Source organism: Gordonia jacobaea, from assembly GCF_001186365.1.
Taxonomy (GTDB): Bacteria; Actinomycetota; Actinomycetes; order Mycobacteriales; family Mycobacteriaceae; genus Gordonia; species Gordonia jacobaea.
Genome location: NZ_LDTZ01000013.1, coordinates 215,555 through 240,545 on the forward strand (window position 1 = coordinate 215,555; position 24,991 = coordinate 240,545).

At 66.1% G+C, this 24,991-nt stretch carries 19 protein-coding genes and 1 pseudogene; 9 read left to right on the forward strand and 11 right to left on the reverse strand.

Going from position 1 to position 24,991, the window contains the following annotated elements; all coding sequences use genetic code 11:
• Nucleotides 1–12: 12 nt before the first annotated feature.
• The 3 genes from ABW18_RS01090 to ABW18_RS01100 form a co-directional block, all read right to left on the reverse strand.
• Nucleotides 13–2,106 (reverse strand): PTS fructose transporter subunit IIABC, encoded by a 2,094-nt coding sequence (locus ABW18_RS01090; protein WP_049697169.1) that lies wholly within the window; start codon nucleotides 2,104–2,106, stop codon nucleotides 13–15.
• 97 nt (nucleotides 2,107–2,203) lie between these two features.
• Nucleotides 2,204–3,169 (reverse strand): 1-phosphofructokinase family hexose kinase, encoded by a 966-nt coding sequence (locus ABW18_RS01095; protein WP_049697170.1) that lies wholly within the window; start codon nucleotides 3,167–3,169, stop codon nucleotides 2,204–2,206.
• Nucleotides 3,166–3,936 carry a DeoR/GlpR family DNA-binding transcription regulator gene (locus ABW18_RS01100; RefSeq protein WP_049697171.1) on the reverse strand — a complete coding sequence of 257 codons (771 nt, stop codon included), beginning with the start codon at nucleotides 3,934–3,936 and terminating at the stop codon, nucleotides 3,166–3,168. The genes ABW18_RS01095 and ABW18_RS01100 overlap by 4 nt, the downstream gene beginning before the upstream one ends.
• A gap of 269 nt (nucleotides 3,937–4,205) precedes the next feature.
• On the opposite strand from ABW18_RS01100, the gene ptsP reads away from it, so the two are divergent.
• Nucleotides 4,206–5,921, forward strand: coding sequence for a phosphoenolpyruvate--protein phosphotransferase (gene ptsP, locus ABW18_RS01105; RefSeq protein ID WP_049697172.1), 1,716 nt, complete (start codon nucleotides 4,206–4,208; stop codon nucleotides 5,919–5,921).
• 44 nt (nucleotides 5,922–5,965) lie between these two features.
• On the opposite strand, the gene lexA is transcribed toward ptsP, so the two are convergent.
• A complete protein-coding gene (gene lexA / locus ABW18_RS01110; RefSeq protein ID WP_306302058.1) occupies nucleotides 5,966–6,613 on the reverse strand; it encodes a transcriptional repressor LexA in 648 nt (215 codons plus the stop codon).
• A 316-nt stretch (nucleotides 6,614–6,929) separates the two neighbouring features.
• Between lexA and ABW18_RS23070 the strand changes: the two genes are divergently transcribed.
• Together ABW18_RS23070 and nrdR are read left to right on the forward strand one after the other, a co-directional pair.
• Nucleotides 6,930–7,559 carry a LysM peptidoglycan-binding domain-containing protein gene (locus ABW18_RS23070; protein WP_235434256.1) on the forward strand — a complete coding sequence of 210 codons (630 nt, stop codon included), beginning with the start codon at nucleotides 6,930–6,932 and terminating at the stop codon, nucleotides 7,557–7,559.
• Between the two features lie 144 nt (nucleotides 7,560–7,703).
• Nucleotides 7,704–8,138: pseudogene (gene nrdR, locus ABW18_RS01120) on the forward strand (transcriptional regulator NrdR); the annotation flags it as partial.
• Between the two features lie 99 nt (nucleotides 8,139–8,237).
• Here the strand turns inward: nrdR and hrpA are convergent.
• A complete protein-coding gene (gene hrpA / locus ABW18_RS01125) occupies nucleotides 8,238–12,224 on the reverse strand; it encodes an ATP-dependent RNA helicase HrpA (protein ID WP_049697483.1) in 3,987 nt (1,328 codons plus the stop codon).
• A gap of 135 nt (nucleotides 12,225–12,359) precedes the next feature.
• Here hrpA and ABW18_RS01130 point away from each other — a divergent pair, with 135 nt between their 5' ends.
• Entirely contained in the window at nucleotides 12,360–13,589 is a 1,230-nt protein-coding gene (locus ABW18_RS01130) for an aminotransferase family protein (RefSeq protein WP_049697484.1), read from the forward strand.
• A 44-nt stretch (nucleotides 13,590–13,633) separates the two neighbouring features.
• On the opposite strand, the gene ABW18_RS01135 is transcribed toward ABW18_RS01130, so the two are convergent.
• Complete coding sequence (locus ABW18_RS01135) at nucleotides 13,634–14,437, reverse strand: SDR family oxidoreductase (RefSeq protein WP_083444265.1); 804 nt, start codon at nucleotides 14,435–14,437, stop codon at nucleotides 13,634–13,636.
• A 100-nt stretch (nucleotides 14,438–14,537) separates the two neighbouring features.
• On the opposite strand from ABW18_RS01135, the gene ABW18_RS01140 reads away from it, so the two are divergent.
• Complete coding sequence (locus ABW18_RS01140; RefSeq protein ID WP_049697174.1) at nucleotides 14,538–15,359, forward strand: helix-turn-helix transcriptional regulator; 822 nt, start codon at nucleotides 14,538–14,540, stop codon at nucleotides 15,357–15,359.
• A 58-nt stretch (nucleotides 15,360–15,417) separates the two neighbouring features.
• On the opposite strand, the gene ahpD is transcribed toward ABW18_RS01140, so the two are convergent.
• Nucleotides 15,418–15,951 carry an alkylhydroperoxidase, AhpD family gene (ahpD, locus tag ABW18_RS01145; protein WP_049697175.1) on the reverse strand — a complete coding sequence of 178 codons (534 nt, stop codon included), beginning with the start codon at nucleotides 15,949–15,951 and terminating at the stop codon, nucleotides 15,418–15,420.
• A gap of 11 nt (nucleotides 15,952–15,962) precedes the next feature.
• Nucleotides 15,963–16,550 (reverse strand): peroxiredoxin, encoded by a 588-nt coding sequence (locus tag ABW18_RS01150; protein ID WP_005204599.1) that lies wholly within the window; start codon nucleotides 16,548–16,550, stop codon nucleotides 15,963–15,965.
• Between the two features lie 130 nt (nucleotides 16,551–16,680).
• On the opposite strand from ABW18_RS01150, the gene ABW18_RS01155 reads away from it, so the two are divergent.
• Entirely contained in the window at nucleotides 16,681–17,628 is a 948-nt protein-coding gene (locus tag ABW18_RS01155; RefSeq protein ID WP_049697176.1) for a hydrogen peroxide-inducible genes activator, read from the forward strand.
• Between the two features lie 19 nt (nucleotides 17,629–17,647).
• On the opposite strand, the gene ABW18_RS01160 is transcribed toward ABW18_RS01155, so the two are convergent.
• Together ABW18_RS01160 and ABW18_RS01165 are read right to left on the reverse strand one after the other, a co-directional pair.
• Complete coding sequence (locus ABW18_RS01160; protein ID WP_049697177.1) at nucleotides 17,648–19,786, reverse strand: DEAD/DEAH box helicase; 2,139 nt, start codon at nucleotides 19,784–19,786, stop codon at nucleotides 17,648–17,650.
• The gene (locus ABW18_RS01165) at nucleotides 19,786–20,784 is read right to left on the reverse strand and encodes a PAC2 family protein (RefSeq protein WP_049697178.1); all 999 of its coding nucleotides are present in this window, start codon (nucleotides 20,782–20,784) and stop codon (nucleotides 19,786–19,788) included. Before ABW18_RS01165 ends, ABW18_RS01160 begins: the two co-directional genes overlap by 1 nt.
• Before the next feature lie 265 nt (nucleotides 20,785–21,049).
• Here ABW18_RS01165 and ABW18_RS01170 point away from each other — a divergent pair, with 265 nt between their 5' ends.
• Nucleotides 21,050–21,712: a hypothetical protein gene (locus tag ABW18_RS01170; protein WP_200903187.1), complete on the forward strand. Its 663-nt coding sequence runs from the start codon at nucleotides 21,050–21,052 to the stop codon at nucleotides 21,710–21,712.
• A gap of 91 nt (nucleotides 21,713–21,803) precedes the next feature.
• On the forward strand, nucleotides 21,804–22,877 hold the full coding sequence (locus ABW18_RS01175) for a DUF4192 domain-containing protein (RefSeq protein WP_235434257.1): 1,074 nt from the start codon (nucleotides 21,804–21,806) through the stop codon (nucleotides 22,875–22,877).
• A gap of 26 nt (nucleotides 22,878–22,903) precedes the next feature.
• Here ABW18_RS01175 and ABW18_RS01180 read toward each other — a convergent pair whose 3' ends face one another.
• The gene (locus ABW18_RS01180) at nucleotides 22,904–23,587 is read right to left on the reverse strand and encodes an iron-dependent transcriptional repressor DtxR (protein WP_049697181.1); all 684 of its coding nucleotides are present in this window, start codon (nucleotides 23,585–23,587) and stop codon (nucleotides 22,904–22,906) included.
• A 133-nt stretch (nucleotides 23,588–23,720) separates the two neighbouring features.
• Between ABW18_RS01180 and ABW18_RS01185 the strand changes: the two genes are divergently transcribed.
• A complete protein-coding gene (locus ABW18_RS01185) occupies nucleotides 23,721–24,965 on the forward strand; it encodes an acetoin utilization protein AcuC (RefSeq protein WP_049697182.1) in 1,245 nt (414 codons plus the stop codon).
• Nucleotides 24,966–24,991: the final 26 nt, after the last annotated feature.

Consider the following 24,991-nt stretch of genomic DNA (forward strand, 5'->3'; position numbering starts at 1 on the left):
GGACTGGTGATCTCAGGCGGGAATGGTCTCGAGCTCGGGTGCCGCTGTCTGGCGGCTGGCCGATCGCCCGAATTGCTTGGCCGCGACGACGCATACCGTGCCGAGGACCGTACCCGCCGCAAGCGCGGCGAGGAAGAGCAGCCAGTGGTTCATCGTGAAGAAGACGAAGATGCCGCCGTGCGGCGCACGCTGAGTGACTCCGAAGGCCATGATCAGAGCGCCTGCGAGTGCGCCACCCGCCATCATCGACGGAATCACGCGGATCGGGTCCTTCGCTGCGAACGGGATCGCACCCTCGGAGATGAATGCAGCGCCGAGGAACCAAGCGGCCTTACCGTTTTCGCGCTCGGGCTCGGTGAACAGTCCGGGGCGGATGACGGTGGCGAGTGCCATCGCGAGCGGCGGAACCATGCCCGCACACATGACCGCTGCCATGATCTCGAGCTGGGGTGTGTCGCCGATCGCGAGACCGGTGGTGGCGAAGAGGTACGCGGCCTTGTTGACCGGTCCACCGAGATCGAAGCACATCATGAGTCCGAGGACCACGCCGAGGACGATCTTGGAGCTGCCGCTCATGCTGTTGAGACCGTCGGTGAGCTGGGTGGTGACCCAGGCGAGCGGCTTGCCGAGCAACATGAACATCAGACCGCCGACGATCAGGCTGCCGAACAGCGGGATGATGATGACCGGCTGGAGTCCACGTGCCCACTGCGGCAACGGAAGTCGGGAAATTGCGAGGCACACGGCGCCTGCGATGAGTCCACCGATCAAACCTCCGATGAAACTCGCGCCGACGGCAACCGAGACCAGGCCTGCGACGAAACCGGGTGCGATACCGGGACGGTCGGCTATCGCGAACGAGATGTAACCCGCGAGGACAGGTACCAGCATGCTCATGGCGAGCGCGCCGATCGCGAAACTGACACCGCCGAGGTACTGGCCGAGACCGCCCGCGGGTAGATCCCAGAGGCTGTTGTTCAGTGCGATGTAGGCGCCGTCGGACAGGGTTTTGGATGAATCGAGTGTCTTGTTGGCGATCTCGTATCCGGCAAGCAGGAAGCCCAACGCGATCAACAGTCCGCCTGCCGCGACGAACGGGATCATGTAGCTGACACCGGTCATGAGTGCCTGCTGGATCTTCTTGCCGAACGACAGGCTCGACGCCGATCCCTCCGCTGCGCCGGCACCGTCGTCTGCCGACCCGTCGACGCGCGAGGCGTGCGGATTGCGCGACGCCTCGACGGCCTCGGCAATCATCTTGTCGGGTTCGTTGATGGCGCGCTTGACCCCGGACTCGATGACCGGCTTTCCGCTGAAGCGGCTCTTGCCCTTCACGCCGACGTCGGTGGCGAAGATGACGGCGTCGGCACCGGCGATGACGTCAGGGGTGAACGGCGTCGTGCCCGACGATCCCTGCGGCTCGACGTGGAAGTCGACGCCCGCGCGTTCCGCGGCGTACTTGAGTGCGTCCGCGGCCATGTAGGTGTGTGCGATTCCGGTCGGGCACGCGGTGATCGCGACGATCGAGGGGCGCTTCTGCGAATCGGGACTCAGTGTCTTCGCGGTCTTCGCGCCTGCTGGCGACGCGGTCGCAGCAGCGGCGGCCGAGCTCGCCGCAGGCGTGGCGGATGTCGACGGAGAGCCTGCCGGGGCAGGGTTGATGGCCTCATCCACGAGTTCGACGACGCGCTCGTCGCTCGGCGCCTCGCGGAGGGCGGCGACGAAGTCGGGACGCACGAGCGCTCGTGCGAGCGAGCTCAGCAGCTTCATGTGGTCGGACGCAGCGCCTTCGGGTGCTGCGATGAGGAATACGAGGTCGGCCGGACCGTCGGGGGCACCGAAGTCGACCTTGTTGGACAGTCGGGCGAACGCAAGGCTGGCAGTGGTGACCGATGCGGCCCGTGCGTGAGGAATCGCGATCCCACCGGGCAGCCCGGTTGCCGACTTTGCCTCACGGGCCAGCGCGGCGCGGCTCAGTTCGGATGGATCGGTCGTGCGCCCGGCCTCGCCGAGATTCTCGGCGAGATAGGTGATGACGGCGGCGGGATCACTGCCGGCGTCGACATCGAGATGCACCGTCGCTGCGGTGATGATGTTGTCGGACATGGGTTTTCCTTCTACTTCTGTGCGGCCGGAGGGGGTGTTCCGGTTCTGGTCGGTGAGCTTCGTGGCGGTTCGCGTACAGGGTCTGGAGGCTGTGGGGTCACGTGATCGGGGCGGCTCCCGAGAGTTCGACGACATCGACCGAGTCGACGTCGACCTGTGCTGGAAGCGGCGGTTGCGTCCCCGCAAGTCCGGCGGCCGCCGAGCCGTAGGCGACTGCCGTGCGGAGACGGTCGGGTTCGGAGGCGCCTGCCGTGTACGCGATGAGGTATCCGGCCAGCGACGCGTCGCCTGCCCCGACGGTGCTGCGCGGCACGATCGGCGGGGGAGTGGCCAGCCAACTGCCTTCAGCGGTCGTGAGTACCGCACCCGCCGCACCGAGGGTCGCGAGTACCGCTCCCTGCGTGGTGGCGATCAGCGTGCGCGACGCCGCCACGACGGGCAGGTAGTCGCCCGAGGCGATGGCAGCGGCCAGTTCGGCTGGGGCGATACCACTGACCTCGGCGAGTTCTTCGTCGTTGGGTTTGACCAGGTCGATGGGCCCCGACATCGCCGCGCTCAGGGGTGCGCCCGACGTGTCGATCGCCACGCGGCGTCCGCTCGTGACGAGGCGATCGGAGATGCGTCGATACCAGTCGTCGGGAACTCCCGGCGGAAGCGAGCCACACAGTGCCACCCACGACGCGTCCTCGGCGCTGCCGAGTACGAGCGCTGTCAGATCGTCGAGTTCGGCAGGTGTGAGGGTGTGGCCGGGCGCATTGATCTTCGTGGTCGTTCCGTCGTTTTCGGCGACCGTGATGTTCGTGCGGATCTGGCCGTCGATATCGACCGTGCGATAGGGCAGTGCGACCGCGTCGAGGGCGGTGAGCAGCGGGTCGTCGGCGTGCGCGGGTAGTACCGCGACGGTGGGGATGCCGGCTTCCGCGACGACGCGGGACACGTTGACTCCCTTGCCGCCCGGCTCGACCCGGGTGGAGGTACTGCGTTGCACCTCGCCCCGCATCAACGGTCCTGCGATCTCCAGGGTGCGGTCGAGACTCGGGTTGGCTGTGACTGTGAGGATCATGCGATCACGACCTCGATGCCGTGTGCCGAGAGCGCCGCGGAGAACTCGGGGTCGATCCCGTCGTCGGTGATCAGGACATCCACCTCGTCGAGCGGAGCGAACGAGCTGAAGTCCTCGCGTTCCATCTTCGACGAGTCGGCCAGCACTACGACGCGCTGCGCGGCGGCGACGATGGCCGACTTGACCGAGGCTTCTTCCGCGTCGGGGGTGGACAGGCCGTGGCCTTCGCTGATCCCGTTGGTGCCGACGAAGGCAACCGAAGCACGCATCTTTCGCAGCGCTGCGACGGTCTCGGCTCCGACTGCGGCCTGGGTGAGTCCGCGGACTCGACCGCCGACCATGAGTAGGGTGGCCCGCTCGTGCGCGGTGAGTGCCTGCCCGAGCTGGAGGCTCGTGGAGATCACCGTGAGCCTGCGATCCGAAGGCAGCAGCTTGGCGGCCTGGTAGGTGGTGGTTCCGGCGTCGAAGATCACCGATCCACCGTCCGAGGGCAGAAACCGTATCGCAGCGCGTGCGATCGCGGCCTTCTCTGCGGTGTGGGAGGACTCGCGCTGGTCGAGTCCCAGCTCGTTGACTACCTCGACCGTCCCGGCCTTGACTGCTCCACCGTGGACGCGTTGCACGCTACCTGCGCGCTCGAGGACCGCGAGGTCGCGGCGCACCGTCTCGCTCGTCACGTCGAACCTGTCGGCGAGGGCGGTTACGGATGCGCGGCCGTGCGCGCGCACCTGATCGGCTATTGCTCGCTGTCGCTCTTCGGCGTACACCTGTCGACTCCGATCTGTGGTGTGGCTCGCGCTTCGGCGAACCATCTGTGGGTCTGTGTTCTGTGGATCCGGCTGCTGTGGATCTGGCTTCTGCGGATCATCGTGAGTTTGGTTCTGTGTGGCATTCGATGTTGATATATCTGTGTTTACGCCCGTGTGTGTTGACAAGTCAAGTGTTTCGAGTAACTTTGATCACAGAAATTCACGACGCCGGGTATCCCTCACAGATCACCGCACCCGGCCGATCGACCCGGAAGGCAGCAGACGCAATGGAGAAGCACCTGGTATCGGAGAATCGGGTCACCATGAACGGTCAAGGAGAGTTGTCGGGAACACCCGTCGTCGCAGGGTTCGCCTACGGGCCGGTGTTGTGGCCGGGTGGGCGCGTCACGTACGACGAGACGTCACTCGGCACCGATCGCGTTCTGGCCGAGGACGAGCGGGACGCGGAGGCGGAACGCCTCGTCGCCGCCGCGGCAGTCGTCGCGGGCAGGCTACGTCATCGCGCGTCACACGCGTCGGGAGCTGCGGCCGAGGTCCTTGCTGCGACCGCCGGGTTGGCCGAGGATCGGGGATGGATCGGTGCGGCGAAATCTCGTGTCGCGAAGGGCGCGTCGGCGCCCGCCGCCGCGGTCGCGGCCACGGCGCAGTTCTCCGAGATGTTCGCCAAACTCGGCGGGTTGATGGCAGAGCGGATCACCGACCTCAACGACGTTCGTGACCGAGTGGTCGCCGAGTTGCTCGGCCAGCCGGAACCGGGGATTCCGACGCCGAGTCACCCGTCGATTCTCTTCGCTGACGACCTCGCTCCCGCGGATACCGCCGGGCTCGATCCCGCGGTGATCGTCGGGCTGGCCACGCGTCTCGGCGGACCGACCAGTCATACCGCCATCATCGCGCGGCAGTTGGGCATCCCGTGCGTGGTCGCTGTGGCGCGACTTAGTGAGATCACCAGCGGCACAATGGTTTTGCTCGACGGAGGCGCGGGGTCGATCACCGTCGAACCAGAGGGGGCCGAGGCGCGTGAACTCGTCGAGCGCAGCGTTGCGGAGGCCGCGCTTGTTGCTGCGTGGCGTGGCCCCGGCCGGACTGCCGACGGCACCGCCGTCGCCATCCTCGCGAATGTTGCCGACGGCGTCTCCGCGCGCAGCGCTGCCGATGCGCCAGTCGAGGGCATCGGGCTGTTCCGCACCGAGTTGGCGTTTCTCGACAGGGCGGATGAGCCCGATGTGGACGAGCAGACGCGGCTGTACCGCGACGTGTTCGAGGCGTTCGCGGGCCAAAAAGTCGTCATCAGAACGCTCGACGCCGGTTCGGACAAGCCGCTGGCCTTCATCGAGCACCCGGACGAGGCGAATCCCGCACTCGGCGTACGCGGCAACCGCATCGGCGACGACCACCCCGACATCGTGCGAACTCAGCTCGACGCGATTGCGCGCGCGGCAGAGGAGTCCGGCACGACGCCGTGGGTCATGGCACCGATGATCGCCACGGCCGCGGAGGCCGCACAGTTCGCCGAACTCGTCCGTCAGCGTGGTCTGACGGCAGGCGTGATGATCGAGATCCCGGCAGCGGCGATCCTGGCGCCGGCGATTCTGGCCGAGGTCGACTTCGTGTCGATCGGAACCAACGACCTCACCCAGTACACGATGGCCGCCGACCGGATGTCGGCAGAACTCGCCGAACTCACCGACCCGTGGCAACCGGCGGTGCTCGCACTCATCTCGCAGGTTGCGACCGCCGGCGCCCAGCAGGGCAAACCCGTCGGAGTCTGTGGCGAGGCCGCGGCCGACCCGTCGCTCGCATGTGTGCTCGTCGGGCTCGGAGTCACCTCGCTGTCGGCGGCTCCGGCGGCGACGCCCGCAGTCGGAGCAAAGCTGTCGACGGTGACGATGGAGCAGTGCCGGGCTGCCGCCGCTGCCGCACTTGCCACCTCGAGTCCGGCACTCGCCCGACGCGCAGCCGCCGAGCAACTCGACGGCTGACACAGACCCCGCTGGTCAACGACCTGCGGGGCCCGTTCGGCGCATCAGACCCGTCGCATCACCGTGACGACTTTGCCGAGGATGGCGGCGTCGTCTCCGGGGATCGGATCGAAGAGCGGATTGTGCGGCATCAGCCAGACGTGGCCGTCTTTGCGCTTGAAGGTCTTCACCGTCGCCTCGCCGTCGATCATCGCTGCGACGATGTCGCCGTTGTCGGCGACATTCTGCTGACGCACGACAACCCAGTCGCCGTCGCAGATCGCGGCGTCGATCATCGATTCGCCGACGACGCGGAGCAGGAACAACGAGCCCTCACCGACGAGCTCACGCGGAAGCGGGAAGACGTCTTCGACCGCCTCCTCAGCGAGAATCGGACCGCCCGCCGCGATACGGCCGAGTACCGGAACGAACGTGGGGGTCGGGAGATCTCCGTTGATGGCATCGGAGTGATGTGCATCGGGAGCCTCGGAGACGTTGACCGCCCGCGGACGGTTGGCGTCGCGCTTCAACAGGCCCTTGCGCTCGAGGGTGCGCAACTGGTGTGCGACCGATGACGTGGACGTGAGGCCGACGGCGTCGCCGATCTCTCGGATGCTCGGCGGATATCCACGCTCGCGCACCGACTTTCGGATCACATCGAGGACGCCACGCTGGCGATCGGTGAGTGTTGCCTCGGCGACGGCCGGATGGATCGGTGCCTCCTCGCCGCCTCCACTCTTCTTGCCTTCGACGCTGCGACCGTTGCCCTTGGGCGACGACGGGCCGCGTCGTGACTTCTCTGTCATCGGTTCCGTCCTTCCTGATGTGTGAAGCGGGTGCTGTTGTGAACCGGGTGCTGCTGTGAAGCGGGGTGGGGTGCGTCTTTCTTCCATCGTCTGGCGCCGACAGTAGCGGAGGCCACTGACAACATCAAACATTTGTTCGACGTGTCGCAGGACTTTGTCGGACCCCTCTGGTAGAACTCGAACATCAGTTCATCGAACGCTTGATCGACCATTGGAGGTAGCGATGACCAGCTTGATGACCAACCCGGTGACCCGCACGATTCCCAGCACGTCGAGTGCATCCGCGGCAACACCGCCGACCACCCGATCTGCAACGCCGCGACCTGCATCGACGACGCGTCCCCGAGTTCACCGCGCCACGGTGGTCAGTGGACGTGCACCGTCGAATCCCGCGCGTAGCGACGAGCTAAGTGTGGCGGGGCGCGTTCGAACGACTGAGTCCCGACGGACCGCCGTCGCAGACGTCGCGCCGCGGCCTCGGCGTCGGATCGCGTTCGATCACGGCACCTCAACGCGGCCTGCGGGCACGCGATGCGCCGGTGGCGTCGGAGAGCTGGTGGCGGCCCGTCGGCGCCGGGCAGCGGTCTTGGCGGTGCTCGCGGGAGTCGGGTTGGCACTGACCGTGTGGGTGGTCGGGACCGTCGGCGCCGACTACCAGCGGGCGAGCGTGCCGTCCTCGACCTCGACGCAGGTGGTCCACGTGCGTTCCGGCGAATCGCTGAGCTCGATCGCGGCACGCGTCGCGCCCGATGTGCCGCGTCAGACAGTCATCGACGAGATCATCGACCTCAACGATCTGCCGTCGAGTGGGCTGCGCGTTGGCCAACCGCTTGTCACACCCGCGTACCGCTGAGCGCTGGCGGTATTCTCGATGTCACAGGGTCCAGTCGGAAACCGACACGGTCACCGCTGCGGTCTCGCTTCCGCCGGTCGTCAGACGATCGGACCGAGCCAGACCGACGGAGCCGCTGCGTCCCGAGATCTGCACGAGGACTACATGCGCTGCCCGTTTTGTAAGAACGAAGACACCAAGGTCGTCGATTCGCGTGTCGCCGATGAGGGGCAGGCGATCCGGCGTCGTCGCGCGTGCAGCGAGTGCGGGCGGCGGTTCTCCACAGTCGAAAGTGCTGTTCTGGCAGTCGTGAAGCGAAACGGTGTGACCGAGCCGTTCAGCAGAGAAAAGGTGATGCGCGGGGTACGACGCGCATGCCAGGGACGTCACGTGAACGAAGACGATCTCGCACAGTTGGCTCAGCAGGTCGAAGACGCGGTGAGGTCGTCCGGTTCGGCCGAGATCCCCAGCAACGAGGTCGGTCTGGCCATCCTCGGCCCGCTCCGCGACCTCGACGAGGTGGCGTACCTACGTTTCGCCTCGGTCTACCGGTCGTTCGATTCGCTCGAAGACTTCCAACGCGAGATCGACGACCTCCAGGGCAACCTCACCGGTTCGCACGAAGGCTCCGACGACCTCGACACGCCCGCCACCCGCGACGACACTGTCGATGCTGCGTCGAGTCCGGCGGGTCCGGTCTCAACCGAGTCGGTCAAGAGCTCGTAGCGCCCGTTTCTCCGAAATGGGATAGGCGGTACCGAGTTTCTGGGCAAAGAGGCTCACCCTCAGCTCCTCGACGATCCACTGAGCTTCCTCGCTGACGATGTCTCGGCGCGATTCGGGAAGCTGTGTCAGGCGCTGGTTCCATCGTTCGGTGACCCTGTCGATGGCGGCCATTCCCTCGCGGTCGCGGTTCGCGGCGGCAGGAAGCTGCTCGAGGCGCTGTCGTGCGGCGGTCAGGTATCGCGGAACGTGCTGCAGGTGTTCGCTAGCCGTTGCGAGAACGAATCCGTCGAAGACCAGGTTGTTGAACTGTTCGGCGACGTCGTCGGCTGCTGTTTGACCCGAGTGGCGGTCGATCTCGGCACGCAGGGGAGCAACCTCACGCAACACATCGACAGCAAGAGCGAAATACTCCGGCGCCGCAGCCGATACACGCGGTCGCAGTGTCGAGACCAGCTCATCGAAGGCCGAGGGTGTGCGGATCGAGCCCAAATCGACTGCTGCGGGAGCGATGTCGCGAATCGCCCGACGGGTGCAGTCTGCATACAGCGCGTCGGGTGACGCATAGGGACTCTGGCTCAGTGCCAGCCGACCGGCCGGGTCGAGCCCGGCGCTGATCTTGCGTGAGAGCGGCGGGATCGCGTGGTCGAGCAGTTCGATGACGGCACCGTGCAATTGCGCACGTCGCTGGGCGTCCGACGTCGCGAGCGTCCGCGCCACCCCACGGTTACGCTCTCCGTCGACGACCTCGAGTGACGGATATCGCGTGATCTGTTGTCCGGCAACGCTATCGACGCTCGACTCGGCGAGTGTTCCGATTCCGTCGGCCGTCCACGTCGTGTACACCCGACGCGGCGTCGGCGCGGGCGCCTCACCCTCGATGCGTCGGCGGAGCTCGGCGAGGGACTTGCCGGTAGCGACCGACTCCTCTCGGTCATCGATCACGACGAAGTTCATGCGAAGGTAGGCGGGGAGTCGCTCCGGAGTGAAGTCGTCGGCCGCAATCGTCTGCCCGGTGATCGTCGACAGCTCACGCGCGAGGCCGTTGATGAGCGGCTCGCGGCGTGGGGTGAGACGAGACAGGGCGAGATCGGCGAATCGCCCGGCCGGTGCCATCGTCTTGCGGATCGTCTTGGGCAGCGTCTTGATCAACTCGGTGGCGAGTTCGCTCCGCATTCCCGGGACCAGCCAGTCAAAGCCCGCCGGGCGCACGTGTCGCAACAGCGGGCGTGGAATGAGCACGGACACACCGTCATCGGGTGCGCCGGGCTCGAATCGGTATCGCAGGCGGTAGCGGGTATCGCCCTGTTGCCACTCGCCGGGATAGTCGGCATCGGCGACGTGGACGTCGGCGGCGACGTCCTCCGGGGTGAGGTCGAGCAGCGACTGGTCGGCGCGGCGCGCCTTCTTCCACCAGGTGTCGAAATGGCGTGCCGAGGTGACCTCCGCGCCGATGCGATGGTCGTAGAAGTCGAACAGTTGGTCCTCGGTGATCACCACGTCGCGGCGTCGAGCGCGGTGTTCGACCTCGGCGGCGTCGGACAGCAGTGCTCGATTGCGGTCGAAGAACGGATGATTCGTCTTCCAATCACCTTCGACGAGGGCGTGCCGGATGAACATGTCACGCGCGGCGGCAGGGTCGATGGGTCCGTAGTCGACGCGGCGTCGGGCCACCAGCGGGACGCCGTAGAGCGTCGCGCGTTCGTATGCCATCGTGGCACCGCGCTTCGACGACCAGTGCGGCTCGCTGTATGTGCGTTTGACCAGGTCGCCTGCGAGTCGTTCGGCCCACAGAGGGTCGATTCCCGCGACGGTGTGCGCGAAAAGCCGGGACGTTTCCAGGATCTCGGCGGCCATCAGGAACGCGGGCGGCTTCTTGGAGAGTGACGAGCCGGGGAAGATCATCAGGGTCGTGTTGCGTGCGCCCGTGTACTCCCGACCTTCGGCGTTGCGGGCGGCGATGTTGCTCAGGAGCCCGGACAGTATCGCCTGGTGGATCGCATCGGTGTGGTGCGACGCCTCGGCCTCGCCAGACTCCTTCGACGACCAGCCGAGATCGTCGACGATGCGCCGAAGCTGTCGGTGCAGATCCTGCCACTCGCGGATGCGGAGGTAGTGGAGGAACTCGCGTTCGCAGGTGCGGCGGAACTGGTTGCCGGACAGTTCTTGTCGCTTCTCCTGGAGGTAGCGCCACAGTGCGAGGTAGCCCATGAAGTCGGAGCCGGGCACGACGAACCGCTTGTGGGCTGCGTCGGCGGCTTCGCGATGATCGCCGGGTCGCTCGCGGACGTCGGGGATCGACAGTGCGGCAGCGATGACCAGAACGTCGGCGAGACAACCGGATTCGTGTGCCGCGATCAGCATGCGCGCGACCCGAGGCTCGACCGGGATGCGCGACATCGTGCGTCCGACAGGTGTCAACCGCGGTGTGGTGTCGGTCTTGTCGGTCGTCGTGATCGCGCCGAGTTCGGTGAGAACCCCGATTCCGTCGCGGATACCGCGTGCGTCGGGAGGTTGGACGAAGGGGAAGTCGGCGATGTCGCCGAGCCGCAGCGAGGCCATCTGCAAGATGACCGACGCGAGATCGGTGCGGAGAATCTCGGGGTCGGTGAAGGCGGGACGGGCGTCGAAATCGGCCTCGCTGTACAAGCGGATGCAGATGCCGGGGGCGACTCGCCCGCACCGCCCGGCGCGCTGGCGGGCGCTCGCCTGTGAGATCGGTTCGACCGGAAGTCGATGGATCTTGGTGCGCGCCGAGTATCGCGAGATACGTGCGGTGCCCGTGTCGATCACGTAGCGGATACCCGGGACGGTCAGCGACGTCTCGGCGACGTTGGTGGACAACACGATTCGGTTGCCGCGCGACTGTGTGAACACCTTCTGTTGTTCGGCGATCGACAATCGCGCGTACAGCGGAACCACCTCGGCGCCTGCCGCGACGCGTCGGGACAGTGAGTCCGCCGCCTCGCGGATGTCACGTTCGGTTGGCAGGAACACCAGGATGTCACCCCCGGCGTTACTGCGTCCCCACAACTCGTCGATGGCGGCGTCGATGCCCTGGATCTGGTCGAGGTCGGCGTGCTCGCCGCCACCGCGTTCGTCACCGGTGTCGGGGCCGTCGGAGGAGATGAGCGGGCGGTAGCGGACGTCGACGGGATACGCCCGCCCCGACACCTCGAGCACGGGGACCTCGGCGTCGGGTGTGGTGAAATGCCGCGCGAACCTGTCGGGTTCGATCGTGGCCGAGGTGATGATGAGCTTGAGGTCGGGGCGACGGGGGAGCAGTCGGTGCAGGTAGCCGAGGATGAAATCGATGTTGAGGCTTCGTTCGTGCGCCTCGTCGATGATCAGCGTGTCGTAGGCGCGCAGCATCGGATCGGTGGCGATCTCGCGGAGCAGGATGCCGTCGGTCATCACCTTCACGAGCGTGTCGGCGCCGGAGCGGTCGGAGAACCTCACCGAATACCCCACGGCGTCGCCGATCTCGGTGTTGGTCTCGTCGGCGATACGTCGCGCCACGGAACTGGCGGCGATACGCCTCGGCTGGGTGTGACCGATGGCGCCGCGCACGCCTCGGCCGAGCTCCAGGCAGATCTTGGGCAGCTGCGTGGTCTTGCCCGACCCGGTTTCGCCCGCGATCACGACGACCTGGTGAGTGGCGATCGCGGCGGCGATCTCGTCGCGGGCCACCGACACCGGTAGCTCCGGTGGGAACTCGAGCACCGGAACTGATGCTCGACGACGCTCGACGCGGCGTGATGCGGCGTCGATGTCGCGCGAGAGTGCCGCCACCGCATCCGCGTTCGACGATGCACCGAGCTTGTCGACGCGGCGTCGAAGGCGGTGTTGGTCGACGATCGTCAGGTCGGCGAGCCGGCGTCGAAGTGAGCGTTGGTCCGTCGGAGTAGGTTGCGTCGCCTCGGCGGTGGACTCGCTGGGCTGTGATTCGGGGGAGACGGACATGATCACTCAAGGATATGTGTCGACGCATGGGTCAACGCAGTCTGACCTCCGACCGATGACCCAGAGTGTGACCCTGGGTGCGCTGACCTGACCCTGAGTGCCCTGACCGCGATGCCGCCGGGCATCATTGAGCGCATGTCAGGTTCACTGTGGCACGGATTCGCCGATATGGGGTCGGTCAGCGCAAGCGGCCCGTTTGTGGTCACGCGGGGTGAGGGCACCCGCGTGTGGGACCGCGATGGCAACGAGTATCTCGACGCCACCGCTGGTCTCTGGTTCACCAATATCGGTCACGGGCGCACCGAGGTCGCGCAGGCGGTGGCCGATCAGCTCTCGACGCTCGCGCATTACTCGGGATTCGGCGATCTCACCGCCGACGTCACCGACGCACTTGCCGATCGGCTCGCGACAATCGCGCCGGTTCCCGGCAGCAAGATCTTCTTCACTTCCGGCGGAAGCGACTCGATCGACACTGCGGCGAAACTCGCGCGGCGTTACTGGGTGGAGGTCGGCAAGCCGGAGAAGACGATGATCGTCGGCCGTACCAAGGCCTACCACGGCATGCATGTCGCGGGCACCTCACTCGCGGGCATCCCGGGTAACCACGACGGCTACGGCACCCTGATGCCCGACGCCCAGACCGTCGAGTGGGACGACGCCAAGAGCCTGCTCGGACTGATCGAACGCGTCGGTGCCGACAAGGTTGCCGCGTTCTTCTGCGAGCCGATCATCGGCGCGGGCGGCATCTACCTTCCGCCCGAGGGCTATCTGGCCGAGGTCCGACAGATCTGCCGCGACAACGATGTGCTGTTCGTCGCCGACGAGGTGGTGACCGGCTTCGGCCGTATCGGAGGCGAGAGCTGGTTCGCTTCGGCGCGCTTTGATCTCCAACCCGACATGATGACCACAGCGAAGGGCTTGACGTCGGGGTACGTCCCGATGGGTGCGGTCTTCATCGCGCCGCGCGTCGCCGAACCCTTCTACGCCGGTGGTGTCTGGTGGCGTCACGGTTACACCTATGGCGGCCACGCGGGAGCTGCGGCAGCCGCGATGGCCAACCTCGACATCATCGAGCGGGAGGGACTCCTTGCCGAGGCGGCGAGGCTCGAGGGCGATCTGGCAGACAAGCTCGCCCCGCTCGCCGACCTCGACGCGGTGTCGGAGGTGCGCACCGGACTCGGTGTGGTCACGGCCGTCCAACTCGCCGACCCGGCGCAGGCGCCCGCAGCGGTCGGTGCTCTGCGTAAGCACGGCGTGAGCACCCGCGCCGCAGGGCAGGGCGCGCTGCAGGTGTCGCCGTCGTTCGTGATGACGACCGCCGAGGTCGGCGAGCTGGCCGACCGTATCGGCGCAGCGCTGGGCTGAGCCGGTCAAAGCTTGGCCGGTCGGTCAAGCGCTGGGCCGGTCGCTCAGCCCTGTGCCGTCGGCAAGACCTCGATCGACGCGGCGTTGACCGCAGCCGGAAGCGATACCGACCAGGCGACCGCCTCCGCGATCGCGGCGGCGGGGATCGGCGGGTTCTGTACGGCGAAACCCGCCAGGAACTCCTTCGAACCCGGGTAGGTCATGTCGTGGCCGAGGTCTGACTCCGTCATTCCCGGTTCGATGACCCGCACACGGATACCGTTGGGGCCCAGCTCTGCTCGGAGCGTTCGTGTGAGGTGCGACACGGCGGCCTTCGTCGCCGTGTAGACCGCGTACGTCGGTAGCACGATGTGCGCGCCGATTGAACTGATCAGCACGAGGTCGGCGGATCGTCCGTCCGCCGCGGCCGCGCGCAAGCCCGGGATGGCGGCGCGAGCGGTGTCGAGTACGCCCATCACGTTCACATCGAGCATTCGACGCCACTCGTCGCGGTCGGCGTCGTCGAACGGCGCCGCGAGCATCGCACCGGCGTTGGCGACGACGAGATCGGGTGCGCCGATGCGCTCCGTCACTTCCTCGAACGCTGCGGCGACGGCACGGGGGTCACTGACGTCCGTCGCGATGGCGAGGCCGTCGAATTCGTCAGCGACGTCGGTGAGCTTGTCGATTCGACGACCGAGCAGCGCGACGCGTGCTCCGCGCGCCGCCAGCGTCCTTGCCGTCGCGGCGCCGATACCCGTACCTGCGCCGGTCACCACCGCGATGCGGCCGTCGAGAGTTGCGGTGTTCTCGTGTTGTGTCAGTGCTTCATGTGGCAGTGCTTGTTTCGTCCTGGCTTCTTGTGTCATAGCTACAAGGATCGAGCGGCTCGGACGGCACGAACAGACCGCGTCGTGAGGGGTCCTCGCACTACCTGGCTGTCGATCGCTGCGAGCCTAGACTTTCGCTATGACCGCACTCGGAGAGTTCCTGCGCGCCCGCCGCGAGCGTGTCGACCCTGCGACGCTCGGTCTGCGGACGGTCGGCCCGCGGCGTACGCCCGGTCTGCGTCGTGAGGAGGTTGCCAGTCTCGCCGGCATCAGCGTCGAATACCTTGTGCGGCTCGAACGTGGACGCGACCGCAATCCGTCGGCTGCGGTCGTGGCCTCGCTGGCCGATGTACTCGGACTCGATGATGCCGAGCGTGAGCATCTCGCCGCACTCGCCGATGTGCGCATCGACGTCGACTTCGCCGATCATGAGGTGGTCGAACCGATACGAGTCTTGATGGCTCAATGGCAGCAGCCTGCGATCGTGATGAATCGGTTCATGGACCTCCTCGCGATCAACGACGCAGGAGCAGCACTTCATCAGGCGATCGGGACCGTGCCCGGAGACAACATGTTGCGCAAGCTCTTTCTTGATTCGCACGCTCCGTCGATCTATCCCGATTACGAGTTGCTGGCGGCCGAGACCGTCGCCAACCTGCGATCGCTCACCGGAGCAGACATTGATCATCCGCGTCTGCGCGACCTCGTGGGCGAACTCTCGCTGCACAGCCCGTTGTTCGCCGAGATCTGGGCGCGCAACGAGGTTCAGGTGAAGTCCAGCGGCGCCAAGCGGATAGTGCTCGCCGACGTCGGCGTCGTCGAATTACGTTGGGACACTCTCGAAGTCGCCGGTGCGCGGGGGCAGAGGGTCGTCGTCTACCAGCCTGTCGAGGGCACCGGCAGCGCCGAGAAGCTCGCACGACTCGACGCCGCCGCCAGGGTCGGTGTGGTCGGCAGCTGACCCGAACAGCACACTGCCCCGGTCTCGTGAGACCGGGGCAGTGCAGTGGGGTGATAGATCAGGCGTTCGCCAGCACCTCGGTGGTGGTGATGGCCTGTGCTACACCGGTAATCGTCGCGGCGACCTTGACGGCCTCCCAGACCTGTTCCTTGGTCAGGCCGCCATCACGGACGACCTTCGCGTGCGCTGCCGTGCAGTCGTGGCAACCGTTGATGGTCGACACGGCGAGGCTCCACAGCTCGAAGTCGGTCTTGTCGACGCCGGGGTTGCCGATGATGTTCATCCGCAGACCCATGCGCACCTGGGTGTAGTCGTCGCCGAGAAAACTCTTGGCGCGGTACGCGACATTGTTCATGCCCATGATCGACGCCGCGCCCAGCGCCGCGTTGTAGGCCTCGGCCGAGAGGGTGTCCGCGGCTTCCTCGGAGACCTCGGCCAGCACCTTCGCGTTGCGAGATGCCGCAGCCGACGCGAGGAAGGTGCCCCAGAGCTGCTGCTCGGAGAGCTCGGTCGAACGCGCCAGCGAACTCAGATTGAGCTTGAGGTCCTTGGCGTACTCGGGGAGGGCTTCCTTGAGATTGTCGATGCTCATGCCGATTCCTCTCAGACGCTTGCGGTGAGGAGCTCGCCGGCGTCGATGGTCGGATCGCCCTTCTTCCAGTTGCAGGCGCACAGCTCGTCGGACTGCAGTGCGTCGAGAACACGCAGCACCTCGTCGACGTTGCGGCCGACGGAACCGGCCGTCACCGAGACGAACTGGATCTCGTTGTTGGGGTCGATGATGAAGGTCGCGCGATCGGCGACGCCATCGGCGTTGAGAACGCCTGCGGCGGTGGCGAGCTCACGCTTGAGGTCGCTCAGCATCGGGAAGGGGAGGGTCTTGAGGTCCTCGTGCTGTGCACGCCACTGGAAGTGGACGAACTCGTTGTCGACGGACGCGCCGAGGACCTGGGCGTCGCGATCGGCGAACTCGTCGTTCAGCTTTCCGAAAGCGGCGATCTCGGTCGGGCACACGAACGTGAAGTCCTTGGGCCAGAAGAAGACGATGCGCCACTTGCCGGGGTGATCGTCGCTCGACACCTGGGTGAAGTAGTCGTCGGGCTGCTGGGCGTCCACCTTGCTCAGGTCGCCTCCGATGACCGCCGTCAGGTTGTAGGCGGGGAACTGGTCTCCGATGGTCAGAAGAGCCATGTGTGTTTTCGCTCCTTCGTGTCGATTGCGTTCGTGGGTGGCGCGCGAACTCACGTTCTGCAGTTGCCTCTCAATTCTGCCGAAAAGCCACCAAAAGCGAAACGTGATGATTAGCACTAGACTGATAGGCATGAGTGATAAAAGTTATCAGCCGTCCGTGGCCGGTCTGCGGGCGTTCGTCGCACTCGCTCGCAAACGTCATTTCGGTTCTGCGGCAACAGAACTCGGTGTCAGCCAGCCGTCTCTGTCGCAAGCACTCGCCGGCCTCGAGGCCGGGTTGGGCAAGCAACTCATCGAACGTACAACGCGGCGTGTCTTCGTGACGCCGGAGGGCGAGATGCTTCTACCCAAAGCGATCGCGGTGACCGACGCCGTCGACGAATTCCTCTCTGCCTCCGCGGGTTCCGACGATCCACTTGCCGGCACTCTGCGACTCGGCCTGATCCCGACGGTCGCGCCATACGTTCTGCCGACCGTACTGCGCGGGCTCGCCGCCGAATTGCCCTCTCTCGCTTTGCGGGTCGTCGAGGACCAGACGGCGCGACTGGTGGCGCAGTTACGTGAGGGCTCACTCGACGCCGCGTGTCTCGCGCTACCCGCCGACGTGCCCGGCCTTGCCGAGATACCGATGTACGCCGAGGATTTCGTGCTGGCGCTGCCGTCCGATCATCCGTTGGCCGGACGCAAGCGCGTCGACCCGAGTTCGCTCGCCGACCTTCCGCTCCTGCTGCTCGACGAGGGGCACTGCCTACGCGACCAGGCGCTCGAGGTGTGCCGACTCGCGGGCGTGCGCGCCGACATCGGGCACACCCGAGCGGCGTCGTTGGCGACCGCGGTGCAGTGCGTCGAAGGTGGTCTGGGCGTCACGCTGATCCCAGGGACCGCCGTTGCCGCCGAAACAGCGGGCGGCGACCTCGCGACCGCGACATTCACGACGCCGCGGCCGGGGCGTCGAATCGGGCTGGTCTACCGCGAGTCGTCGGGCAGAGGCGAGTCGTATCGGCGACTGGCGTCCATCATCGCCGGTCTTGTCGAACAGACCGGCGCGGTGCGCGTGGAGAAAGCGGCTGCCGTGTGAGAGTGATTCGGTCGGCGTCTCAGTGTTCCTCGGCGAGGGCGTCGGCGGCGGCGGTGCGGGCCAACTCTTCCCACTCGTCGAGGAGACTTGAGTCGACATCGCGGACCATGTCGCCGACGCGTTCGGTGAGTTCGACGATCTCGTCGGTCAACACCGTGGTCGGAACACCCTGGCGCAACACGCGATAGCAGTCGGATAGGTACCGCAGTACCACTCCTTCGCTGCGGGCCAGACCGTAGGCAGAGATCAGTTCGGTGAACGTCATCGCTCGCTCGAGCATCAGCCGGAGGACCGACTTCGGCGACGGCGGAAACCCCGCTATCCACGGGTGGGTCCGGCGGTAGACACCGAAGGCGTAGTCGATCTCCTCGGCGAGCGGTTGCGGCCAGGTGATCTCCTCGAGCCGCGCCATGCGCTCCTCGTACTCGACGCCGTCGGCTTTCATCTCGGCGATCGCAGCGTCGCGCGCTTCCTTGCGCTGTGCCATCAGCACCGGGCGGGGATCGTCGAGAGTGGATTCGAGGATCGAGACGACGTCGAGCGCATAGGTCGACGAATCCGGATCGAGTAGCTCGAAGGCGGCGAGCGCGAAGGCCGACAGCGGGTTGGTGAGTGCGAAGTTCTCGGGCATGTCGACGCTGAGCGCGACGTATCGGCCCTCGTCGTCGGGTTCGGGTAGTTGTACGACGATGCCCGCGTCGCGCAGGTCACGGTAGAGGCGAATGGTGTGGCGGATCTGTCCCAGTTGTCGATTGCGGGGAAGATGGTTGTCTTCCAACAGATGTCGCGTGGCCGCGAAGCAATCTCCGGGCCGGCCGAGGACTTCGAGCAACATCGCCGTTGTCATGCGGAAGTGCGAGCGCAACGGCTCATCGGGTGCGTCGACGAGTTGCAGGAACGTCTTCTCGCCCCAGGAGACGAAACCCTCGGGTGGCTTCTTGCGCACCAGCTTTCGCAGTTTCTTCGGGTCGTCGCCCGCCTTGGCGACCGCGCGGGCGTTCTCGACGTCGTGCTCGGGTGCCTGCGCGACGACGTAGCCGATGGTGTCGAAGCCTGCTCGCCCGGCGCGGCCGGCGATCTGGTGGAATTCGCGGGCGCGCAGACGACGTACGCGCGTGCCGTCGTATTTGCTCAGACCGGCGAACAGGACGGTACGGATGGGCACGTTGATGCCGACTCCGAGGGTGTCGGTACCGGCGATGACCTTGAGAAGTCCCTGTTGGGCAAGGCGTTCGACGAGACGTCGGTAGCGCGGCAACATGCCTGCGTGGTGGACCCCGATGCCGGCGCGGAGCAGCTTCGACAGGGTGGAGCCGAATCCGGTGGAGAAGCGGAAGTCGCCGATCGCCTCGGCGATCTGAGCCTTCTCCTCCTTGGTGGTGATTCGTGCCGACAGGAGTGCCTGCGCGCGCTCGACCGCTGCTGCCTGGGTGAAATGCACGACGTAGATCGGGGCGCGACCCGCGTCGATGAGTCCCTCGATCGTCTCGTGGATAGGCGTCATCGCATACGTGTATTCGAGGGGGACCGGTCGATGGGTTCCGGTGACCGCGGTGGTCGTGCGGTCGGTGCGTCGCGACAGGTCGTCGACGAAGAAGCTGATGTCGCCGAGCGTCGCCGACATCAGAAGGAATTGCGTGTGCGGAAGCTCGATCAGCGGGACTTCCCACGCCCATCCGCGGTCGGACTCGCCGTAGAAGTGGAACTCGTCGGCGACGAGAACCCCGATATCGCTGTTCGGACCGTCGCGAAGTGCGAGGTTCGCGACGATCTCGGCGGTCGCGCAGATGATCGGAGCGTTGGCGTTGACCGAGGCGTCGCCGGTCATCAGGCCGACCTGGTCGGCCCCGAACTGAGCGCAGAGATCGAAGAACTTCTCGCTGACCAGCGCCTTGATCGGCGCGGTATAGAAAGCTCGTTGGCCCCGACATCGGGCGAAGTAGATGGCGCCGGAGGCAACGAGCGACTTGCCCGAACCAGTCGGTGTGGCCAGGATGACGTTGTTACCCGAGATCAACTCGAGCAGCGACTCCTCCTGATGGGGATACAGGTCGATGCCGCGGTCGGCCCACCATCCGGTGAACGTGTCAAATGCGGCGTCGTCATCGTCGGCGACAGGGGTCAGCGTCGTCGCCGACCCCGAAACGGACTCGTCGATCAGTTCGGCGATGACGAACCGCCGTTGCCGTCCTCGTCGTGGAGATCTCCGGTGCCGTCCGGATCGACGTCGCCACGCGATTGCTCCGCCAGGAACCGCTCGAGTTCAGCGCCGAGCTCATCCCCGCTGGGCAGCGGTTCGTCGGCGGCGAGCAGAGATGCGCGCTGAGTCTGTGCCTCGGTGAAGCTGTCGTACTGCGCCTCGAGCGCCGCGACGACGGATTCGATCTCACCGTTGCCCGACACCTCGGCGTCGACCTGCTCACGCACTGCCGCTGCTGCGGATTCGAGTGCACTGGTGGGCAATTCGAGACCTGTCAGTCCCGACACCGCCTCCAGCAGACGTGCTGACGCAGCCGGGTAGTCGGTCTGGGAGAGGTAGTGCGGCACGTGCACCGACAGTCCAGAGGTGCGTCGTCCGCCCTGACCAAGGCGCAGCTCCAAGAGCATCGACGCACTCGCGGGGAGCTTCATCTGCGAACCCCACGTCGGTAGGTCGCCCAACGATTCGGGCTCGTTGCCGTGCGCGGTCAACGACGACGGGCGGGTGTGCGGAACGGCCATCGGGATGGCGTTGAGACCGATCACGTCGGTGACCCGGAAATGGTCGGCGAGGCGTCGAATGGCCTCGGTGAACTGTTCCCACCGCAGGTCTGGCTCCGAGCCGGACAGCAGCAGGAACGGCTTGCCGGCGTTGTCGCGGATCGCGTGCAGCGTGAGCGTTGGCATCTGCACGTCGGTGAAGGTCTCGCCGCTGAAGGTGATCGTCGGACGGCGAGAGCGATAGTCCATCAGCTCGTCGTTGTCGAAGGTCGCGACCACCTCGGAGTCGAGCGAGTCGCGAAGATTCTGCGCGGCGAGTGCCACGGCGTGTCCCGCGTCGGCGAAGCCGTCGAGCGCGTGGATCAGTACGGGGCCGGTTCCCGCAGCGTCGGAGACCTGGGGAGCGGGGAAGGCGAGCTCGAAGAGCTGACGGCCCTCGTCCGGATTGGAATCCATGTCGTCCCTCCTCTTGAAGATCGGCACGTGCCTGTCCTACCTGTTCGTCGAATTGTCCCGCATCCACACCACTCGTGACCAATCGGTGTCGCTCGTCGAGCGTCCGCGTGACGCATCTGTGTTGTTCTTGCAGCGGATCCTTGTGTGTTAGCGGATCTTTGTGTGTTCAACAACCGCGCCCACCTCTCGATTCCCCGTGATGATCTGGAGACCGTCGGAGTGTCGTGAGCGGTGCCTCGGCCTTGCGGTGGCACAGTCGAAGGTCGTGGGTGTACGCAGTGTCGGTGTGGTGATGGGGTTGGCCGCGGCTTTTCTCGTGGCGTCGTGTTCGGTCGATGGTGATGCGACGCAGAACACTGCCGATCTCTCTTCGCGATCGGTGACCGCAGCCGATTTTCCGGTTTCGGGTGCTACCCGCGTTCCGCAGAACTCCGTCGCATACGCGATCGGCGACCTCATCGGCCGACCAGCCAACTCGCCCTACGATCCACCCGCGTGTCAGCCCGCGGCGGTCGGCTCCGACGGAGCCGTCGTCTATCTGGGAATCGTCGAAGCCGACCGTGCGTCCTTCACCTCCGCCGTCGTCGGAGTCGATGACGCGTTGAGCACGGTGGTCGATCAGGCGCGTGCGTGTCCTCGAGCGACCACCGGCAACGCGACGACGGCGACGAGCAAGGTGCAGACAAGGGTGTCCGACGCCCCCGAACATCCTGCCGGGGTCGATACCGCTGCCGTCCTGCGGACTGTCGAGACCGGTGGCGACCAGGCGCCGCTCTTGACGCGCACGATGACCTACATCGGACAGCAGGGCACGGTGCGCGTGTACTGCCAATACCGGTGGCCATCAGCGGGTGACATCAGTTCCGAGGCGAAGGGTCAGCTCGGAGCTCTGTTCGAGAAGGTGTTGCGGGCGGCTTTCGGTTCGTGAGTTTGTGCACCCGTCCGAGGGTGTGCACAACGTCGGTCATCGGAGCTTCTCGCGGGTTCGGGCGTCTCCGGGTGAACCCAAGATGTTCGACATGTCACTTCGAAACGATTCGTCGAACGGGCCGATCCGGACCGTCTCCGCGCTGCTCACCGCTATCCCTGGCTTCTTCGGGTTCATTCCCGAGCGCTCGCTCGTGCTCCTGGCACTCGCGCCGGACGGACGCACGGTCCAGGCGTCCGTACGGCTCGATCTCGACCTTGCCCCCGACGGCTCACCGGCGCGACCGATGCTCAACGAGATCGACAATCTGGCGCGAATATTTCAGGGCTACGGCAGCGCCGACCTCATCGCGGTCATCGGTGATGACCGCTTCGAACTTGATACCCGCACGTATGAGCAGATTCTGTCGAAAGTCGATCGGCGGATGCGACTGTGCGGAGGCATTGGTCGCGGCTACGTGTGCAGTCGCTTCGCCGAGGGGGAGCCGTGGACGCAGATCTGGGAGCACGGCGCTGCGCTGTCGGCGCAGTCGTTGAGGCACTGCGGGGTGCTCACCGACCCTCGGATCTCGCCGACCGCGGTGTCCGGTGCCGTGCATTCAGGGCGCTTCCTCATGGCGAACCGCGCGGAGATCGCAGCGATGCTCGCTCCGACGCCTCATTGCGACGACGGCTCCTGCAGCACCATCGCCGACGACGGCCGCTTCGATGACGAACCACCACAGGAACTCCTGGTAGCGATCTACGAGGCGGTCGTGATGGAGTCCGACTACTACTCGTGCGAGCGGGTTGCCGAACTCGAACGCGCGATCTGCGACGTTCGGGTTCGCGATGCGGCCCTGGCATTCGCGGTCACAGATCTTCGCTCAGGTGCCGAGATGTTGTGGCGTGAACTGACCCGACGGTTGACCGGTACCGGACGAGCCAGCGCTGCAACACTCCTCGCGCATCTGCACTACATCGCAGGTGAGGGGAGTTTCGCAGGTGTGGCGCTCGACGTCGCGCGCGACGCCGACCGCAACTGGAAGCTCGCACAACTCCTCGACCACTCGCTGCGCAACGGATTACGTCCGGACAACCTGTGGCACCTCATCGGTGATTCGTACGACGCGGCAGCGGAGCTCGGCCTTGTCTTGCCGCACGCAACCCTGCGCGATGCGGGTTGACGTGTTGCTCCGAATTGTGTTGTCGCTCAGACCTTTTCGACGAACAGTGAGTGGGCCATCTCCGGAGACAGTGTCAGTCCGGCGTGCCCTGGCGTGCTGATCTCCACCTTCTGCGGCGTGCAGGTCACTGTCACGCGTGCGTTCGGGACCACGCCCGCCTCGCGCAGCGCCGCGATCAGCTCTGTATCCGACTGCGCGTGCTCGGAGAGTCGACGCACGATCACCGCAACCGCCTCACCCTGCGGGAGGTCGGACAGGCGCGCGGCCTCACCAGTGGACGTCGTCGTCTCGACGCCGAGCTCTTCCAGGCCGGGAATCGGGTTGCCATATGGCGAGGTCGTCGGGTTGTCGAGCACGGCGAGGAGACGGCGCTCGACGTTCTCGCTCATGACATGCTCCCAGCGGCACGCTTCCTCGTGGACCTCGTCCCAGGGCATGCCGATCACGTCTACGAGCAGCCGCTCGGCGAGACGATGCTTGCGCATCACGGCGACCGCGAGGGCGCGACCCTTGTCGGTCAGCTCGAGGTGCCGGTCGCCTGCGACGCGCAACAGTCCGTCGCGTTCCATACGCGCGACTGTCTGAGACACAGTCGGTCCGCTCTGCTCGAGTCGTTCGGCGATGCGTGCGCGCAGTGGGACGATTCCCTCTTCTTCGAGGTCGTAGATCGTCCGGAGGTACATCTCGGTGGTATCAACCAGATCGTTCACTTGAGCCAGTCCCTTCCGTCTTTACAAGAGTACCTTGACCTGCGTTCGAGACTGCCTCGTCACATGCCGAACGCGTCCGGCCCGCGCGGCGAGGCACTAGCCTTGGTCGTGTGCGTAGTGCGTGGAGACATCAATGAGCGCGGCAGTGATCTGGAGCGAGGAGTTCCTCTCGTATCGCTGGGCACACACCCACCCGATGAATCCCGTGCGCTTGGCGCTGACGATGACGCTCGCGCAGAGCCTCGGAGTGCTCGACGATGTCGACGTCGCCGAACCACTTGCGATCGGCGATGATGCGCTGACCGTCGTCCACAGTCAGGACTACATCGACGCGGTGCGTGCTGTCGGATCGGGGACGGCGTCGTTGTCGGGCCCGCTTCTCGAGCGTCTGTTCGGTCTCGGCGACTCCGACAATCCCGTGTTCGACGGAATGCACGAGGCGGCACGGCTGTTGGTCGGCGGAACGCTGGCGGCGGCGCAGGCGGTCGGTTCCGGGGCGGTGCGTCGAGCAGTCAATATCGGTGGCGGGATGCACCACGCGATGCGGTCGCGGGCTGCCGGATTCTGCATCTACAACGACTGCGCGGTGGCCATTCACTGGCTACTCGAGAACGGCTTCGACCGCATCGCCTACATCGACATCGACGCGCACCACGGTGACGGCGTGCAGGTGGCGTTCGCGTCCGACCCGCGCGTGATGACAGTGTCGCTGCACCAGCATCCGGCGACGTTGTGGCCGGGAACGGGCTGGCCGACCGAGGTCGGCGACGACGGCGCGGAGGGTTCCGCGGTCAACATCGCCCTGATGCCCGACACGCAGGACCGGTTGTGGCTGCGCGCCTTCCATGCCGTCGTTCCGTCGCTGATCGCCGAGTTCAAGCCGCAGATCATCATCAGCCAGTGCGGCGCCGACAGCCATCGCGCCGATCCGTTGACCGACCTGTCGCTGACCGTCGACGGGCAGCGCGCCGCGATGATCGCGATGCGCGACCTGGCCGAGAAGCATTGCGACGGTAGGTGGATCGCGGTCGGCGGAGGCGGCTACGGCGTGGTGAACGTCGTCCCGCGTAGTTGGTCGCACCTGCTCGGGGTCGTCCTTGATCGTGACGTTGACGTCACGACCCCGATCAACGAATCGTGGTGCGCCACAGCCGAACAGATCGCAACGCAGGTGCATTCGGAGTACTCGCAGGCGCCCGTGCATGTGATGGGCGACGATGGCGACGTCGACTTCGTCGAATGGGATGGCGACACGGGGCAGGAACCACCGCCCGGCATCGACGAGAGCGCCCAACGACAAACCGATCGCGCCATCATGGCCACTCGCCGTGCCGTGTATCCGCTACACGGACTCGACCCGGAGGACCCCCGTGACTGATTCCCCCGCGACTGACACCTCAGCCG

Coding starts and splice junctions, on each gene's coding strand:
- ABW18_RS01130 (WP_049697484.1), top strand. CDS start 12,360: ATGTCAGGTTCACTGTGGCACGGATTCGCCGATATGGGGTCGGTCAGC.
- ABW18_RS01135 (WP_083444265.1), bottom strand. CDS start 14,437: ATGACACAAGAAGCCAGGACGAAACAAGCACTGCCACATGAAGCACTG.
- ptsP (WP_049697172.1), top strand. CDS start 4,206: ATGGAGAAGCACCTGGTATCGGAGAATCGGGTCACCATGAACGGTCAA.
- ABW18_RS01150 (WP_005204599.1), bottom strand. CDS start 16,550: ATGGCTCTTCTGACCATCGGAGACCAGTTCCCCGCCTACAACCTGACG.
- ABW18_RS01165 (WP_049697178.1), bottom strand. CDS start 20,784: ATGGATTCCAATCCGGACGAGGGCCGTCAGCTCTTCGAGCTCGCCTTC.
- ABW18_RS01175 (WP_235434257.1), top strand. CDS start 21,804: ATGTCACTTCGAAACGATTCGTCGAACGGGCCGATCCGGACCGTCTCC.
- ABW18_RS01140 (WP_049697174.1), top strand. CDS start 14,538: ATGACCGCACTCGGAGAGTTCCTGCGCGCCCGCCGCGAGCGTGTCGAC.
- ABW18_RS01155 (WP_049697176.1), top strand. CDS start 16,681: ATGAGTGATAAAAGTTATCAGCCGTCCGTGGCCGGTCTGCGGGCGTTC.
- ABW18_RS01185 (WP_049697182.1), top strand. CDS start 23,721: ATGAGCGCGGCAGTGATCTGGAGCGAGGAGTTCCTCTCGTATCGCTGG.
- ABW18_RS01090 (WP_049697169.1), bottom strand. CDS start 2,106: ATGTCCGACAACATCATCACCGCAGCGACGGTGCATCTCGATGTCGAC.
- hrpA (WP_049697483.1), bottom strand. CDS start 12,224: ATGTCCGTCTCCCCCGAATCACAGCCCAGCGAGTCCACCGCCGAGGCG.
- ABW18_RS01095 (WP_049697170.1), bottom strand. CDS start 3,169: ATGATCCTCACAGTCACAGCCAACCCGAGTCTCGACCGCACCCTGGAG.
- ahpD (WP_049697175.1), bottom strand. CDS start 15,951: ATGAGCATCGACAATCTCAAGGAAGCCCTCCCCGAGTACGCCAAGGAC.
- ABW18_RS23070 (WP_235434256.1), top strand. CDS start 6,930: ATGACCAGCTTGATGACCAACCCGGTGACCCGCACGATTCCCAGCACG.